At 57.8% G+C, this 13,288-nt stretch carries 13 protein-coding genes; 2 read left to right on the plus strand and 11 right to left on the minus strand.

The genetic code is table 11. The features are described from left to right. Nucleotides 1–66 precede the first annotated feature (66 nt). Nucleotides 67–477 carry a DoxX family protein gene (locus PY650_RS30650; protein WP_349644529.1) on the plus strand — a complete coding sequence of 137 codons (411 nt, stop codon included), beginning with the start codon at nucleotides 67–69 and terminating at the stop codon, nucleotides 475–477. A gap of 153 nt (nucleotides 478–630) precedes the next feature. Here the strand turns inward: PY650_RS30650 and PY650_RS30655 are convergent, their stop codons facing one another. Further along, nucleotides 631–1,833: an aminotransferase class V-fold PLP-dependent enzyme gene (locus PY650_RS30655; RefSeq protein WP_285883588.1), complete on the minus strand. Its 1,203-nt coding sequence runs from the start codon at nucleotides 1,831–1,833 to the stop codon at nucleotides 631–633. A 256-nt stretch (nucleotides 1,834–2,089) separates the two neighbouring features. Next, complete coding sequence (locus tag PY650_RS30660; protein WP_285883589.1) at nucleotides 2,090–2,665, minus strand: TetR/AcrR family transcriptional regulator; 576 nt, start codon at nucleotides 2,663–2,665, stop codon at nucleotides 2,090–2,092. Nucleotides 2,666–2,880: 215 nt separating this feature from the next. Here PY650_RS30660 and PY650_RS30665 point away from each other — a divergent pair, with 215 nt between their 5' ends. Beyond that, a complete protein-coding gene (locus PY650_RS30665; protein WP_285883590.1) occupies nucleotides 2,881–3,735 on the plus strand; it encodes an MBL fold metallo-hydrolase in 855 nt (284 codons plus the stop codon). 32 nt (nucleotides 3,736–3,767) lie between these two features. Here PY650_RS30665 and PY650_RS30670 read toward each other — a convergent pair whose 3' ends face one another. The 9 genes from PY650_RS30670 to PY650_RS30710 all read right to left on the minus strand — a co-directional run bounded on the left by PY650_RS30670 (nucleotide 3,768) and on the right by PY650_RS30710 (nucleotide 13,263). Continuing rightward, a complete protein-coding gene (locus PY650_RS30670; RefSeq protein ID WP_285883591.1) occupies nucleotides 3,768–5,207 on the minus strand; it encodes a Glu/Leu/Phe/Val family dehydrogenase in 1,440 nt (479 codons plus the stop codon). Nucleotides 5,208–5,308: 101 nt separating this feature from the next. Further along, nucleotides 5,309–6,937 carry an electron transfer flavoprotein-ubiquinone oxidoreductase gene (locus tag PY650_RS30675; protein ID WP_285883592.1) on the minus strand — a complete coding sequence of 543 codons (1,629 nt, stop codon included), beginning with the start codon at nucleotides 6,935–6,937 and terminating at the stop codon, nucleotides 5,309–5,311. 54 nt (nucleotides 6,938–6,991) lie between these two features. Then, nucleotides 6,992–7,624, minus strand: a complete 633-nt coding sequence (locus PY650_RS30680) for a dimethylsulfonioproprionate lyase family protein (protein WP_285883593.1) — start codon at nucleotides 7,622–7,624, stop codon at nucleotides 6,992–6,994. A gap of 88 nt (nucleotides 7,625–7,712) precedes the next feature. Beyond that, nucleotides 7,713–8,462 carry an SDR family NAD(P)-dependent oxidoreductase gene (locus PY650_RS30685; RefSeq protein WP_285883594.1) on the minus strand — a complete coding sequence of 250 codons (750 nt, stop codon included), beginning with the start codon at nucleotides 8,460–8,462 and terminating at the stop codon, nucleotides 7,713–7,715. Between the two features lie 72 nt (nucleotides 8,463–8,534). Next, nucleotides 8,535–9,479: an electron transfer flavoprotein subunit alpha/FixB family protein gene (locus PY650_RS30690; RefSeq protein ID WP_285883595.1), complete on the minus strand. Its 945-nt coding sequence runs from the start codon at nucleotides 9,477–9,479 to the stop codon at nucleotides 8,535–8,537. Nucleotides 9,480–9,502: 23 nt separating this feature from the next. Beyond that, on the minus strand, nucleotides 9,503–10,264 hold the full coding sequence (locus PY650_RS30695) for an electron transfer flavoprotein subunit beta/FixA family protein (protein WP_285883596.1): 762 nt from the start codon (nucleotides 10,262–10,264) through the stop codon (nucleotides 9,503–9,505). Nucleotides 10,265–10,285: 21 nt separating this feature from the next. Further along, nucleotides 10,286–11,032, minus strand: coding sequence for an amino acid ABC transporter ATP-binding protein (locus PY650_RS30700; RefSeq protein WP_285883597.1), 747 nt, complete (start codon nucleotides 11,030–11,032; stop codon nucleotides 10,286–10,288). Then, nucleotides 11,025–12,125, minus strand: a complete 1,101-nt coding sequence (locus PY650_RS30705) for an amino acid ABC transporter permease (protein ID WP_285883598.1) — start codon at nucleotides 12,123–12,125, stop codon at nucleotides 11,025–11,027. The genes PY650_RS30700 and PY650_RS30705 overlap by 8 nt, the downstream gene beginning before the upstream one ends. Before the next feature lie 10 nt (nucleotides 12,126–12,135). Beyond that, nucleotides 12,136–13,263, minus strand: a complete 1,128-nt coding sequence (locus PY650_RS30710; RefSeq protein WP_285873284.1) for an amino acid ABC transporter permease — start codon at nucleotides 13,261–13,263, stop codon at nucleotides 12,136–12,138. Nucleotides 13,264–13,288 lie beyond the last annotated feature (25 nt).

A 13,288-nucleotide genomic window follows, 5' to 3' on the forward strand; every position in this document is an offset into this window, starting at 1 on the left:
CGCGCTCATGTCGGTCAGCTATTTTAACTTAGATGAAAATTTATACCATCAAAGTGAAGGTAAGTCATGATGCAAATTTCGAACTATCCCGCCTCGAACCGAAGCTCTAATGTCACCGCCTGGATCCTTCAGGTTCTACTCGCTCTCGCATTTGCCGCTGCCGCCGGAGCCAAATTGGCCTCGGTACCGATGATGGTTGAGAGTTTTGAGCAAATAGGATTGGGCCAGGCATTCCGTTATGTAACGGCAGCCGTGGAGATCATCGGCGCTCTTGCTTTATTAGCACCGCGCGTGAGCGCTTTCGGCGCCCTCTGGCTGGCAGCCACGATGTTCGGCGCTACAATAGCGCACTTGGTCCGGTTGCATACGTCCCCGGCACCGGCTCTTGTTCTATTTGCTCTTTGTCTTGTTGTTGCTTGGCTGCGCCGCGAGCAGGTTGCACGTCCGCTCGCGCATCTTCGAGATTTTCTGAAGTAAGAAATCCCAACTTCATCGCTCTTCGAAAGTGCACGCGGCAATTGATCCACAAAACTGGCAGAAAACCTTGGTTCCGGCGGGTTGGCGTCGGACCCGCAGTCTGGTCCCACTCACACTCTGCCGATCGTTGCCGACGACATTGCAACCCATTTTCTATAGAGCAAATGGGACTGCCGACGTGGCCAAGGCATCGCGTAGTGCGCTAACGAAAATGTCCAGATCGCTCTTCATCATATAGACGTGCGGGGAAACCCGTAGCCCCTCGATATCCTTGACCTTACGATACTTCACATGGACGCGATACTTCTCTCGGAGGTGGATCTCAAGCCTTCTCATATCCAAGCCGTCGATTGAAAACAGACCTATCGCACCCAACTCGTCTGTATCGATAGGTGTATGAAGCCTGAAACCGGGAATGCTGCGAGCATGCTCGATCCAGTATCGGGTGAGTTCGCGCAGTCTCGCATGTATCCTGGATCCTCCAATCTCCTTATGGAGCTGGACGGCGGGGGCAATTCCACTCTGAATCGCCGAGTTATACGTGCCGAGGTTCCAGTGATCGAACTTGTCTACGCCAACAGCGGGTTGGTCAAAGGGCGCAAGCAATGGCCAGGTTTCGTCGATCCTTCGCCGGTTGACGATAAGCATGCCGTTGCCGACCGGCGCCCCTAGCCATTTATGAAGACTGGTGATGAAGAAGTCGCAGTCGAGCTTGCGAAAGCTGATCGGCATCTGGGCGAATGTCTGGGCGCCGTCGACAATGGTAATGATATTGCGCTCACGCGCTATACCGCAAAGGCGCTCGATGGGGAGAACACCTCCGTTCCAGTGGTACATATGCGTCAGTTGCAGCACGCGGGTGCGCGGCGTCATCGCCTTAACGTAGGCCTCGACAATGCCGTCGTCGCCGTCCAGCAGATTGAAGGCGCAATTGACGACCTCGATGCCGTCGCGCTGAGCCCGTTGAAGCCATCCCGCGCGAACACTCGGGTAGTCCCAGTCCGAAGCAATGACCTGGTCACCTTTGTCGAGCGGTATCCCGAAGATCGCCGTCGAAAGACCTTCCGATGAATTCCGGTTAAGGGCAATTTCGTCGGGCCAACAATCGATAAGCTCCGCGAGATCGTGCTTGATGGCGGGAAGGGCCGTGTCGAGCTTGCTCCACATATTGTAATCGGGATTGCGGCTGATGAAGCGGTAGGCGTCGATCATAGCTTTCTCGACCGCAAGCGGAGGAGGGCTGACAGCCGCATTGTTGAGGTTCAAAAGCGGTTCCTGGGCAGGGTATTGATCCCGAACACTCTTCCATGCGTCCTCGCCTGCGCTCGAGTTCACCTGATCAGCCATAACTCTCATTGATAACGTCCCTCGCATGCCTCGTCCCACCATAGGCACGATAGGCCAGAGCATTCTGCCAATATCGTCGCCCGGGCCGAAGATGCTGGCGAAAGAGGGCATCCACGCGAAATAACGTTCGGGCGACCTTTCAAGGAGCCGGCGAGCGGTCCCATGGTTGGCTACGCGAATAGGTGGCTCAACACCTCTTCTTAGCCGGGCGATCGGGATTACGATGCCGTCGCATCTTGCCGGACGATGCCTTCGGTATCACGTCTTAGCTTCCGCAAACTCCGCTTTGGTGCGCGGCGAGATAGGAGCGAAACATAATTGTGAGCTGTTTTTCAGCTTCCCTACCATCGGCGGGGGCCAATACCCGGTGACAGAAGGCCGGAACCGTTCCGAAAAGCGCCGCGGTCAGGGTTTGAGCGACCAGATGCGGGTCAGCAAACTGGGCGTCACTCGCACTCGCCAGCGCAGCTCCGATTGCTGCCACGCTTCTCCGAGTAGCCATGTCGATTAACGCGCGAGCGTCGAGTTCCAAGGAGATGCGATAAAGAGCCGGAGAGACCTCTGCCTGCGCCATCTGCGCCCGGAGATAAGCTTTCACCACAGCCTCTGCGAGCTCGTCGGCTTTGGCGGTGAGGTTTTCGTCGCATGCTTTTTCAATTGCGGCTGCTAGCGCGACGAGATGCCGCTCCAGGACCGCGAACAGCAAGGCCTGCTTGTTCGGGTAATATTGATAGAGAGTGCCAACCGAAACGCCGGCTCGGCGCGCCACACGCGTGGTGTTCAATCCGATCAGTCCATCGCTCGACAAAACCTGAATGGTTGCTTCGAAAATCGCGTCCACGGTGGCGATGGATCGCTCCTGACGCGGTGATTTTCGGGGGTTTAGTAAGGGTGACGAGCCGTTTTCCATAAGCGAATCCAAAACCTGAAAGATACTTCATATATAACATAGGTTCCCACCGTCCCACGATCAATGCGGTTCACGTCGGGAGCGTTTAATTTGAACGGGAGACCGATATGTGCATCGCATGCTTTATGCAGACCAGGCATCAAACAATGGCATCAAACCTGGGGCGGCCGATCAGTTCGTCAGTCATGGAGGCTTTGATCGACAAGCCTGGACCGATCGAGGTTGAGACCATCCCCAGCGCGGATTGGGTGGCTCCTCTTTCCGGATTGGTCAATCTCAAGCACCCCACCGCGGTCAAGGCCGGTCTGAAGGATCGGGAGGAACCGATTGAGATTTATACACACCTTCTGCGGCATCCGGTCCACGGCGCGTACATGATCGACACCGGCGTTTCACAGCGCTTCGTGCAGGATCCCAAAGGGGTCGGGGTGGGCCTTGTGATCCGGAAGTTCGCGAAACTCGACCGGATGAAGGTTCGCAACGAACCCCTGTCTGCCGTCCAGTCGAAGGGCGTTCCGCTCAAAGGCGTTTTCATGACGCATCTTCATTTCGATCATGTTTCCGGCATGCCGGATATTCCGCTCGACATACCTTTCTATACCGGCTTTGGCGAGGCCAATACCAAACAGTTGCAGAACGTCTTCGTCCAGGGGATGGAAAACAAGTTCTTTGAAGGCAGGCCCGCCATTCGGGAATTTCAATTCGCCAAGGATCCAAATGAAAAATTCGATGGCGTGATCGATGTTTTCGGTGACGAAACTCTTTTCTCAATCTTAACGCCTGGGCACACTGCCGGCCATGTCTCGTTCGTAGCCCGCACAGCTGACGGTCCGGTTCTTCTGACCGGTGACGCCTGTCACACACGCTGGGGCTGGGATCACGGGGTTGAACCGGGAACCTATACCTTCGACCGGGCAAAGGAACAACGAAGCTTGCTCGCTCTAAAGGGCTTGAGCGAGCGTCACCCCAATATGGTCGTCAGACTGGGCCACCAGCCGTAGCCACCAGCCAACGGCTACCTGAATTTCGATTGCTAAATCCGGATGGCCTTATAAGCCTCGGCGATGCGGTTCAGCGCTATGCAATAGGAAGCCGTTCGGAAATCCTTAATATCCGGACGGGATGCAAGAGTGGATGAGATCCGGTCGTAAGCGGCCCTCATCACGTCCTCCAGCCCCGACCGTACCAGGTCGATCTCGCTGCCGCCTTCGAGAAACTCGTCTCGCATCGCGGGTGGAAACGACTGGCCTGTCATGGTTTCCAGCGCGCTGGCGATGTTGACGTTTCTTCGCTCCCTTCTGCGACGCTCCATCAATCCGAAGGGAATATGCGTAATGTTCTTAACCCACTCGAAGTAGCTCACGATCACGCCACCTGCATTCACGAACAGGTCTGGCAGTATAACAGTGCCCTTGGAATACAGGATGTCTTCCGCTTCGAACGAGATCGGACCGTTGGCCGCCTCCGCGATCAGCGACGCCCGGATGAGATGAGCGTTCCTTCTTGTAATAACGCTTTCCATCGCAGCCGGGATAAGAATGTCGCAAGGTGTGGTCAGCCCTTCGGAGCTATCAGCATGGCTCTCTGCACCCGCAAAGCCGAGTATTGAACCGTGAGCCAAATGATGGTGCTTCAGGGCTTCGATATCGAGCCCCGACTGGTTCAGCACATATCCGTCGCGTTCAATGACGCAAATAATTTTTGCACCGTCTTCTTCGCTCAGGAATTTGGCGGCGTGGTAGCCGACGTTACCAAAGCCCTGAACCACGACAGTCATTTTTGACAGATCCCGGTTGCCGCTGATCCCATCCCTTCTCTCGTCGCGTAGATACGAGTGGATGGCGTACTGGACGCCCCGGCCAGTTGCTTCCGTACGGCCAGCGATCCCACCTCTCGACAGCGGCTTGCCCGTCACGCAAGCGTTGGCATTGGTGATGTCGGAAGGACCCGTTCGCCGATACTCGTCCGCCATCCAGGCCATTTCGCGCTCGCTCGTGCCCATGTCCGGAGCTGGAACATTCTGACCTGGCGAAATGAGATTTCGCTTTGCCAGTTCCTGTGTGAACCGGCGGGTGATCCGCTCCAACTCATGGACGTCCCATTCTTTGGGATCGATCCGAAGCGCCCCCTTCGAACCACCGAAGGGCACATCCACCAAGGCGCATTTCAAACTCATAAGAGCCGCCAGAGCCTCCACCTCTTCCGCGTGGGCGCCGGGGTCGTATCGTATACCTCCCTTGACTGGTTCGACGTGCTCACTATGGACAGAGCGCCAGCCAACGAAACTAAACATTTTTCCGCGCAGGCGTACCCCGAAGCGAACGGTATAGGTCGAGTTGCACTCCCGGATCCTTTGGGCCAGCCCGTCTGACAGGCTGAGGTGTTCGAAAGCCCTGTCGATATAGGTTCCGACGCTATCGAGGAACGTCGGCTCGAGTGTAGAATCCACGTCAATTTTGGGGTTCACGGTCATAGTCTTATCCTCCTTGATGTCCGCGAGCTATTTTCAGCGCACAGATGTCCGCTCGGCCTGGCGTCGATCCTGGCTGCTAAAATCAGCTCTGATTTTCAATTTCACATGTTCGGGTACACGGGCCCCTCGCCGCCCTGGGGCGGGACCCAGTTGATGTTCTGGTTCGGATCCTTGATATCGCAGGTCTTGCAGTGGACGCAGTTCTGGGCGTTGATGACGTAAGTGTCCTTGCCGTCCGTCTCCACCCATTCGTAGACGCCGGCAGGACAGTAGCGGGTGGAGGGACCGGCGTAGATGTCGTGCTCGGACGACTTCTGCAGAGCCATGTCCCCGACCCTCAGATGTACCGGCTGGTCTTCCTCGTGGTTGGTGTTCGACAGGAACACCGAGGAGAGACGGTCGAAGGTGAGAACGCCGTCGGGCTTCGGATAATCGATCTTCTTGTGCTGTGAGGCAGATTCCAGCGAGGCGGCGTCGGTCTTGCCGTGGCCGAGCGTGCCGAAGAAGGAGAAGCCGAACAGCGTGTTGGTCCACATGTCGAGACCGCCGAGGCCGATGCCAACGAGCGTGCCGAACTTCGACCAGAGCGGCTTGACGTTGCGGACCTTCTTCAGGTCCTTGCCGATATCAGTCTTGCGCCATTCGGTCTCGATCTCGGCGACCTCGTCATTGGCGCGTCCCGCTTCGATCGCGGCGGCGATCTTTTCCGCCGCGAGCATCCCGGACAGCACGGCGTTGTGGCTGCCCTTGATGCGAGGAACGTTGACGAAACCGGCCGAGCAACCGATCAGCGCGCCGCCCGGGAAGGTCAGCTTCGGCACCGACTGGTAGCCGCCCTCGGTGATGGCACGAGCGCCGTACGACAAGCGCTTGCCGCCCTCGAAGGTGGTGCGGATCGCTGGATGCGTCTTGAAGCGCTGGAATTCCTCGAAGGGGTAGAGGTAGGGATTCTTGTAGTTCAGGTGCACGACGAAGCCGACGGCGACCATGTTGTCTTCGAGGTGATAGAGGAACGAGCCGCCGCCCGCCGCCATGCCGAGCGGCCAGCCGAAGGAGTGCTGCACGAGGCCCTGCTTGTGGTTTTCAGGCTTGACCTGCCACAGTTCCTTGATGCCGATACCGAATTTCTGGGGCTCGCGATCCTTCTGCAGATCGAACTTGGCAATGAGCTGCTTGGCGAGCGAGCCGCGCACGCCCTCCCCGATCAGCACGTATTTGCCGAGCAGTTCCATGCCGCGGGTAAAGTTCGGGCCGGGCTCGCCGTTCCGCTCTATGCCCATGTCGCCGGTGGCGACGCCGATGACAGCACCCTCGTCGTTATAGAGCACTTCGGTGGCGGCAAAGCCCGGATAGATCTCGACGCCGAGCGCTTCCGCATGGCCCGCCAGCCAGCTACAGACGTTGCCGAGCGAGACGATGTAATTGCCGTGATTGTTCATCAGCGGCGGCATGGCGAAATTCGGCAGGCGGATCGAGCCGGCGGGGCCGAGCAGCAGGAAGTGATCGTCCTTGACCTCTGTCTTGAAGGGATGGCCCTCCTCCTCGCGCCAGCCGGGCAGCAGGCGGTCGATGCCGATCGGATCGACGACGGCGCCCGAGAGGATATGCGCGCCGACTTCGGCACCCTTCTCCAAGACGACGACCGAAAGATCCGGATTGACCTGCTTCAGGCGGATCGCGGCCGACAGGCCGGCCGGCCCACCGCCGACGATCACCACGTCGAATTCCATTCTTTCGCGTGCAGAAACGTTATCCAATATTCTACTCAGTCCTGTCTGTTGTGATTACCGCCGGACATCTTCGATTTTGCATCGAACTGCCAACAGAGGGTCTCGCGTGCATCTCATCGCAGACTTGCTTCCGGCTTCGATCACAGCGATCGAACCAGGTGTCACCGCGTTCCACGCTCCGTCCCCGATTGAGATCTGCGCCGACGACAGGAAGAGGAAAATCTGCCGCTCTGAGGCGGCACGATCAGGAGAACGGCAATACGGCTCGGTGAGCGTAAGACTTATTTGGACGTCGTCTCTATCTTCAAGCCCTCCCGGCCCAACGATCATCGCACTGCCGTGGCCAATCGCATAGTTTGCGCTGGCAAACGGGCCGGACCGTCCTTTGGTCCAGATCAGCATTGGTGACATCAGAGAAAGCGCTTCGACCATTCTCGTGAGCTGTCGATCACGTTTTCCTGCCAATTCCAGTGCGCTCCACCAAGCCTCCGGCTGAAGGACGTCGTCAGCACCGCCCGCCCGTAGCATCCCGATGCGGTGGAGTCTGGAATAGATTTGCCCAGCAACGAAGCTGGCCATGTCCGGTGCAGTGGCCGCAAGGAGAAGCTCACACAGAGCATTCGCGAACGACTGCACAGGAGCGGGTCGAGCATTGGGCGCTCGGAGACCGAACTCAATTTTTCTCATAGCCCTTCCCCCATGTTGTTGGGGAAACTCAGGCGATAGCGCGCTGTATGACTGCATCTTCGATCCTTTGCGATCGTTCAAGGCGCAACTAGATGAGGCCGCCGTTCACATGAAGAGACTGGCCAGTGATGTACGACGCGTCTTCCGACAGCAGGAATTCGATTGCAGCTGCAACGTCCTTGGGCTGTCCGGCTCGTTTCAACGGAATACGCGCGAGATTTGCTTCGAGTTCTTCATCGGACACGCTGTCCTCCGATCCACTCGGCTTCCGGACAAAACCGGGTACGACGCAATTTACCGTCACCCCGTGGTCAGCAAAATGCATAGCAAGGCTTCTGACAACTGTTTCAACAGCCCCCTTTGATGCGGCGGACATAGGGAACTGCCTGATGTCAGTGCGAAAGACGTGGGACGTGAAGCTTCCCACTGCGACTATACGTCCTGAATCGGAGTGCTTCAGCAATGGCGACGCAGCTCTCGCCAGCGCAAAGAGGCTGTAGACATTGCCCTTGAAGGCATAATCGAGATCATCGACCGTGCCTTCCTCAAACGCCTTCAGGATTGGAAATCCTGCGTTGGCTACCACGCAGTCCAACTGTCCCCACTGAACTCGCGCTGCGTCCACCAGGCGCGACCCAAAGGAGGCGTCGGTCAGATTGCCGAGCAGAGTAACAGCCTCGGTTCCCGCCGCACGAACTTGGTCGGCAATCTCTTCGAGGGCGGAGGAAGACTTTCTGGCGTGGAGGACGAGCCCCCTATACCGGCCAGCCAGCCTCAAGGCGGTGGCAGCGCCAATCCCGGAAGATGCGCCTGTTACTATGGCAATTCGGCTAACCATGCCTGTTTCCTCCTTCGACCGCCCCCGGTCGAGAACATGATTACGTGCAGCAGGTCGAGCCTGCCGCCGCAACTAAATAGTCCGCGCCAATTCGGGCAGGGCTTCGAAAATGTCCGCGACGAGGCCGTAATCGGCGACCTGGAAGATTGGCGCTTCCTCATCCTTGTTGATGGCGACGATGACCTTCGAGTCTTTCATGCCGGCGAGATGCTGGATCGCGCCGGAGATGCCGCAGGCGATATAGAGCTGCGGGGCGACGACTTTGCCGGTCTGGCCGACCTGCCAGTCGTTCAGGGCATAACCGGCATCGACCGCGGCGCGGCTTGCGCCGACTGCCGCTCCGAGTTTGTCGGCGACCGGAAGGATGACCTCTTTGAAATTCTCGGCCGAACCGAGCGCCCGCCCACCGGAGATGATGATCTTGGCCGAGGTCAGTTCCGGACGGTCGGAGGCGGAAACCTCTTCAGACACGAAGGAAGAGGCATGGGAAGAAAAGGCTACCGTCGGGACCTTCTCGACGGTAGCAAAGGGGCCTTGGGAGGCCTGGGAAAAGGAGGCGGTGCGGACGGTTATAACCTTCTTCGCGTCGGTTGCCTGCACTGTCTGGATGGCATTGCCGGCATAGATCGGGCGCTTGAAGGTATCCGACGAGATCACCTCGATGATCTCCGAGACCTGGGCGACATCGAGCAGCGCGGCCACCCGCGGCAGGACGTTCTTGCCGGTCGAGGTCGCAGCCGCGATGATCGTGTCGTAGCTGCCTGCCAGCGAAACGATCAGGTCGGAGAGCGGCTCGGCCAGATTGTTGGCGAGTTCGTCGCTTTCGGCGAGCAGAACCTTGGAGACGCCTGCGAGCTTGGCAGCCGCATCGGCGGCAGCCTTGGCGCCCTTGCCGGCGACCAGCACATGGACGTCGCTTCCCTGATCTTTGGCGATCTTGGAAGCCGCCGTCAGTGCCTTGCCGGTCTGGTCGGAAAGGGTTGCGTTGTCGTGGTCAGCCAAAAGAAGAATGGCCATGGTCGTGAATCCTTTCTCGAACCTTAGAGGACGCCAGCTTCGACTTTAAGCTTTTCGACAAGCTCGGCGACCGACTTGACCTTGATGCCAGCCTTGCGGCCGGACGGCTCTTCGGTCTTCAGCACCTTGATACGCGGCTCCGTGGAGACGCCGAAATCATCAGGTGTCTTCTTGTCGAGCGGCTTCTTCTTCGCCTTCATGATGTTCGGCAGCGAGGCATAGCGCGGCTCGTTGAGGCGAAGGTCGGTGGTGACGACAGCCGGTAGCTTGACGTCGATCGTCTGCAGGCCGCCATCGACTTCGCGGGTCACGGTTGCCTTGCCCCCCGGGCCACTGGCTTCGATCTCGATCTTCGAGGCGAAGGTCGCCTGGGCGAGCCCAAGGAGGGCGGCGAGCATCTGGCCAGTCTGGTTCGAGTCGTCATCGATCGCCTGCTTGCCAACGATGATCAGGCCGGGCTTTTCAGCGTCGGCAACGCCCTTCAGGATCTTGGCAACAGCGAGCGGCTCGACGGCGTCGTCAGTCTCGACGAGAACGGCGCGGTCGGCGCCCATGGCGAGCGCGGTGCGCAGCGTTTCTTCGGCCTTTGCCGGACCGATCGAGACGACGACCACTTCCTCAGCCTTGCCGGCTTCCCTCAGGCGCAGCGCTTCTTCGACGGAGATTTCATCGAAAGGGTTCATCGACATCTTGACGTTGCCGAGCTCAACACCCGTGCCATCCGGTTTGACGCGGATCTTCACGTTGTAATCAACCACCCGCTTTACGGGAACGAGAATTTTCATGACATGCCTCTCAAGTCGCTATCAATGCGCTAGGATCTGGCTCAAGAAGAGCTTCGTGCGGTCGTTTTTCGGATTGTCGAAGAACTCCGAAGGCGGCCCTTGTTCTATGATCTCGCCCTTGTCCATGAAGATGACGCGATCGGCGACCCTGCGGGCGAAGCCCATCTCGTGGGTCACGCAGATCATCGTCATGCCCTCATCCGCAAGTGAAACCATCACGTCCAGGACCTCAGAGATCATCTCCGGGTCGAGCGCTGAAGTCGGTTCGTCGAAGAGCATCACTGCAGGGTTCATGCACAGGGACCTTGCGATCGCCACGCGCTGCTGTTGGCCACCGGAAAGCTGCCCCGGGTATTTGTTCGCCTGCTCCGGGATTCGGACCTTTTCCAGGAACCGCATGGCGGTCTTCTTGGCTTCAGCCTCGGACACCTTCCTCACCAGCATTGGTGCGAGCGTGCAGTTTTCGAGCACCGTCATATGCGGGAAGAGGTTGAAATGTTGAAACACCATGCCGACTTCGCGACGGATCTCATCGATGTTTTTGATGTTGTCATCGAGCTCGGTTCCGAAGACTGAGATCGTTCCGCGCTGGTGCTCTTCCAAGCGGTTGATGCAACGGATCATGGTCGACTTGCCGGACCCGGAAGGGCCACAGACAACGATCTTTTGACCCTTTGCGACACTGAGATCCACATCCTTGAGGACGTGAAACTCGCCGTACCACTTGTTGACCTTTGACAGAGTTACTGCTGCGATCCCGTTATTCATGACCAACCCTCATGCGCTTCTCCAGGTAGGCGCCATAGCGCGACAGACTGAAAATGAAGACGAAGTAGATAAAGCCCACGAAGACGTAGACTTCGATGTAGTAAGGCGCCCACTCCGCGGTACCAAAAGCGGCCTGGGCCGACGCAAGCACGTCAAAGAAACCCACAATCGTGATCACCGACGTGTCTTTGAACGTCATCACGAATTGGTTGATCATCGCGGGAAGCGAATTGCGAAACGCCTGCGGCAAGATGATCCGAGACGTGCGCTGCCAATAGTTCAGGCCAAGGGACTTTGCTGCTTCGTCCTGGCCCGCTGGAATGATCTGCATCCCTGCGCGAATGTTCTCAGCCTGGTAGCAAGCAAAAAAGAGTGCGAACGCCGCAATCACACGGGTGAGCTTGTCTCCCTGGAGCCACTCGGGCAGTGCGAACGGTATGATGAGTGCTGCGGAGAACAAAATGGCGAGCAGAGGAAGGGCGCGAATCCAGTAAATCAGTATCGTCGACATCTTCCGGACCACGGGAAGTCTCGACTGCCGCGCCAACGCTAGAACAATCGAACCCGGCATTCCGATGAGACAAACCGATACGAAAATATAGACGGTCAGAGAGAGACCACCCCAGCGATCGGTAGGCACGACGCTGAGGCCGAGGAGACCGCCATGCATCAGGCCGTAAAAGACAATGGCTCCAATGCCCCACACGAGGGACAGTCTCAGCAAGGTCCAGAGTGCCGGAATGCAGGAGAGAAAGACGACGAGCACGACCACGCCGCATGCGGTTGCCGAACGCCAGTGCTCCTCGTAGGGATAAAGACCGAAAAGGATGATGCGAGATCTGGCGTAGATGACAGACCAACAGGCTCCAGTAATCCCCTGACATCCCTCGGCCGTCGGCGATGTCCAGACGCTATTGACGAAAGCCCAGCTTCCGACAGCATAAATGATCCACGTAAAGAACAACAATCCCGCGATCGTGGTGATTGAACTCAGGACGCCGTTGAACAGATTGATCCGGATCCAGCCGGCCAGCGACACCGATGGCGGAGCCAGTTCGACGACCTGGGGAGTTTGAAGGTTGATGATGGTCATGTTGGTTCCCTCAGTTGCCCTTCAAGGCCATCCTGCGGTCGAGCCAGTTCATTGCGAAACCGATTGAAAGGTTCACCGCAAGGAAGCCGACCATGAGCAGGGCAAGCAGTTCCAGGGTTTGGCCGCTCTGGTTGATAGACGTCGAGATCACGAAGAAGAATTCGGAGAAACCAATCGCGATGCCAAGAGTCGTCGATTTCATCACCAGGGTATATTGATTGGAAAGGCTTGGCAGCATGGCGCGGATAGCCAGCGGAAGCTGGATCCGCGAAAAGATGTGGAACGGCTTCAATCCGAGCGAACGAGCAGCTTCGGTTTGCCCCCTGCGAACGCTCATGAAACCAGAGCGAACAACTTCACCGATGTAGGCGCCACCGTAGAGGCAGATAGCGAATACCAATGCGCACAGTTCGGGCTGAAGAACCGCTCCACCACGGATGTTGAGGCCCGCGAGCTGAGGAATGTCGATCGGCTTTTCCTGTCCAATTGCACCAAGGAACGCGATTACGACGATAGCCGAAAGCCCGATGAGCAGAGCCTGCCTACGAGAGAGATTTGCCTGGCCCAGAGTACGACGCTTGAGTGCTATGGCGACGATAGTCGCTAGTCCGATCGCGAGCATGGTCCAGTTAGACCAGGTCGCAAGGTCGAGCGTCGGCCAATATAGGCCGCGGTTGCTGAGGAAAAGCAATCCGCCGACCTGCAGCGCCTGGCGCGGGTGCGGCAGGTGCCCAATGATCTGGTACCAGAAGATGATCTGCAGGATCAGAGGAATGTTGCGGAAGAAGTTGACGTAGGTCGCACCGATCGTCCGAAGAAGAAAGTTCGGGGAAATGCGGGCAAGTCCGATCAATCCACCGATGACCGTCGCACCGACGATGCTTAGCAATCCTGAAAAGATAGTGTTCAGGAGGCCGATCAGGATGACGCGTGCGTAGGTATCACTGATCGAGTAGTCCAGGACGCTGTAGGATATGTCCCATCCTGTGCTGCGGCCCAAGAACCCGAAACCGCTTACCATGCCCTGCGCCTGGATGGCGAACCGTATCCGCAGAATACAGTAGACGAGCGCGATCGCGACCCCGGAAACGAGCGCGGCCTGCGCGACCATGTCTCTGGTTTTTTGATTGTTCAACATTGCTTCTGTCCGACTTCGGAACCAC

Origin of the sequence: Martinezella calliandrae (genome assembly GCF_030272695.1) — a bacterium.
In the GTDB taxonomy this organism is placed as follows: Bacteria; Pseudomonadota; Alphaproteobacteria; order Rhizobiales; family Rhizobiaceae; genus Rhizobium; species Rhizobium calliandrae.

Bases quoted from the DNA above. Each gene is read 5' to 3' on its own strand.
- PY650_RS30680 (WP_285883593.1), bottom strand. From the start codon at position 7,624: ATGAGAAAAATTGAGTTCGGTCTCCGAGCGCCCAATGCTCGACCCGCT.
- PY650_RS30695 (WP_285883596.1), bottom strand. From the start codon at position 10,264: ATGAAAATTCTCGTTCCCGTAAAGCGGGTGGTTGATTACAACGTGAAG.
- PY650_RS30655 (WP_285883588.1), bottom strand. From the start codon at position 1,833: ATGAGAGTTATGGCTGATCAGGTGAACTCGAGCGCAGGCGAGGACGCA.
- PY650_RS30710 (WP_285873284.1), bottom strand. From the start codon at position 13,263: ATGTTGAACAATCAAAAAACCAGAGACATGGTCGCGCAGGCCGCGCTC.
- PY650_RS30685 (WP_285883594.1), bottom strand. From the start codon at position 8,462: ATGGTTAGCCGAATTGCCATAGTAACAGGCGCATCTTCCGGGATTGGC.
- PY650_RS30690 (WP_285883595.1), bottom strand. From the start codon at position 9,479: ATGGCCATTCTTCTTTTGGCTGACCACGACAACGCAACCCTTTCCGAC.
- PY650_RS30700 (WP_285883597.1), bottom strand. From the start codon at position 11,032: ATGAATAACGGGATCGCAGCAGTAACTCTGTCAAAGGTCAACAAGTGG.
- PY650_RS30670 (WP_285883591.1), bottom strand. From the start codon at position 5,207: ATGACCGTGAACCCCAAAATTGACGTGGATTCTACACTCGAGCCGACG.
- PY650_RS30650 (WP_349644529.1), top strand. From the start codon at position 67: ATGATGCAAATTTCGAACTATCCCGCCTCGAACCGAAGCTCTAATGTC.
- PY650_RS30705 (WP_285883598.1), bottom strand. From the start codon at position 12,125: ATGACCATCATCAACCTTCAAACTCCCCAGGTCGTCGAACTGGCTCCG.
- PY650_RS30665 (WP_285883590.1), top strand. From the start codon at position 2,881: ATGGCATCAAACCTGGGGCGGCCGATCAGTTCGTCAGTCATGGAGGCT.
- PY650_RS30675 (WP_285883592.1), bottom strand. From the start codon at position 6,937: ATGGAATTCGACGTGGTGATCGTCGGCGGTGGGCCGGCCGGCCTGTCG.